This window comes from Amnimonas aquatica (genome assembly GCF_002943415.1).
In the GTDB taxonomy this organism is placed as follows: domain Bacteria; phylum Pseudomonadota; class Gammaproteobacteria; order Pseudomonadales; family Moraxellaceae; genus Perlucidibaca; species Perlucidibaca aquatica_A.
This window is the reverse complement of the sequence record NZ_PTQZ01000269.1, coordinates 1-1,902: the sequence shown is the minus strand read 5'-3', so window position 1 is coordinate 1,902 and position 1,902 is coordinate 1. Positions and strand designations below refer to the sequence as shown.

Sequence of the window (1,902 nt, the reverse complement as noted above, 5' to 3'; positions counted from 1 at the left end):
CATCAACGTCTGCTGCACGCCCTGCGGATGCTCCAGCCCCATGCGCGCCAGCCAGCCCGCCGGCGCCTCGCGGCCGCGCCCCTGCCAGAGCGCGCGGGCGAGGGCGACCTTGTCATGCTGCAGCGTCTGCATGCGGCGCAGCACTTTCGCGATGCCCAGCTCGTCCGGCGTCAGGTCGGTGCCGAAGGGAAAGTCCGGCAGCAGGTCGCGGGCGCGGAACGGTCGCAGCCGCTCCGCCAGCGTTTCCGGCAGGTTGCGGCGCTGGTGCTCGGGAATGCGCCAGCCGGCGTCGATCTTGCCGTTGGCGCGCGCCTGCGCCAGCAGGTCGTCCTGGAAGCGCGAGTCGGCGATGGCGAGCAGGCGCTTGATGACTTCGCTGTCGGTCTGCCCGCGCAGGTCGGCGATGCCGTACTCGGTGATCACGATATCGCGCAGGTGGCGCGGAATGGTGGTGTGGCCGTAGTGCCAGACGATATTCGAGCTGACCTCGCCGTCGCCGCCGCGGCGGCTGGCGCGCAGCATGAGGACGGACTGCGCGTCCGGCAGCGCGTGCGACATGGCGACGAAGTTGTACTGGCCGCCGACGCCGCTGACCACGCGGCCGCTGTCGAGTCCGTCGGAGACGGCGGCGCCGAGCAGGGTGACCATCATGCAGGTGTTGATGAAACTGGCATCGCGGCGTTGCGCGCGGCCCAGCGCCTCCTGGCCGTAGAGCTGGTTGATGAAGCCGATGGCGGTCATGTTGATGCGCGCGCGGGTGTCGTCGTCGAGGTCGCGCAGGGCCTGGTAGAAGTCGCGCGGGCCGAGGAAGAAGCCGCCGGTCATGATGTGGCCGCCGCGCAGGCGCTGGCCGAGGCCGTCGGCGGCCAGCGCGGCGCGGGTGGCGTCATGGTCGAGGCGCGCGGGCACGCGGTGGCCGGCGAACAGCAGCTGGTCGCCATCCGGCGCGCCGGTCTCCAGTGTCACCGTGTCGCGGACAATGCCGAGCCGCTGCAGCAGCGCCAGGTCGGCCGCCTCGACGTGGCGGCGCAGGCTGCCGTGCGCGAGCAGGGCATCGAGCGTGTCCAGGCTCACGGCCTCGCCGAGGCGGCCGCTGTCGAGCAGTTCCTGCAGTCCGGCATGCGGATACACGGCGCGGCGGATGATGCCGGCCTGCATCAGCTTCATGAAGCCGTTGACGAACATTTCGCTGCAGCCGTACAGGCCCCGGCGGAAGGGACCGAGCTGGTCCTGCCGGCGCTGCGTGCCGAGCGCGGCGAGCAGCGCCTGGTAGTCGGCGTTGTGGCGGTCGCGCAGGATCAGTCCGTGGCAGATGGCATCGCCCAGCGAGCCGATGCCGATCTGCAGCGTGCCGCCGTCGCGCACCAGCGATGACGCGTGCAGGCCGATGGCGTGGTCGGCCAGCCCGACCTCGGTGTTGGGGGCGCAGAACAGGGTGTGCGTGCCCTCCGGGCAGTCGACGATGGCATCGGCCCGCGCCTGATCGATGATGGCGTCGTTCTCCATGAACGGCAGTTCGCGGTTGACCACGAGGATGCGGAACACGCGGCTGCCGAGGGCATCGAACAGCGGCAGCAGGTCCAGCGTCACGTCCGGGTTGCAGGACAGCGAGTACTCGCGCCGGCCGTCACGCTCGCGCACCGCCACCGCCTGCGCCACCACGTTGACGCCCTGCAGCAGCATGTCACGCGCGGCGTGCGTGTAGTGCGTGGCCATGTACTGCTGCTGCGCGGTGTCGTTCTTCAGGTAGTCGCCGGACTTGAGGAAGAACTCACTCACCGAGATATTGGCGGGCAGCTGCTGCCGGCGCAGGTCATCGACGTAGTCCAGCTCCGGGTAGTCGCCGAACAGGCGTGCCAGGATCGGCGCCATGAAGGTCTCTTCCAGGCCCGGCTTCGGCTG

Annotated in this window: 1 protein-coding gene; it reads right to left on the bottom strand. The window is 70.3% G+C overall.

Translation table 11 applies throughout. From position 1 onward, the window contains the following. Nucleotides 1–1,902: acetyl-CoA hydrolase/transferase C-terminal domain-containing protein (locus tag C5O18_RS08920; protein WP_105193246.1), on the bottom strand; the 1,902-nt coding region annotated here is incomplete at both ends.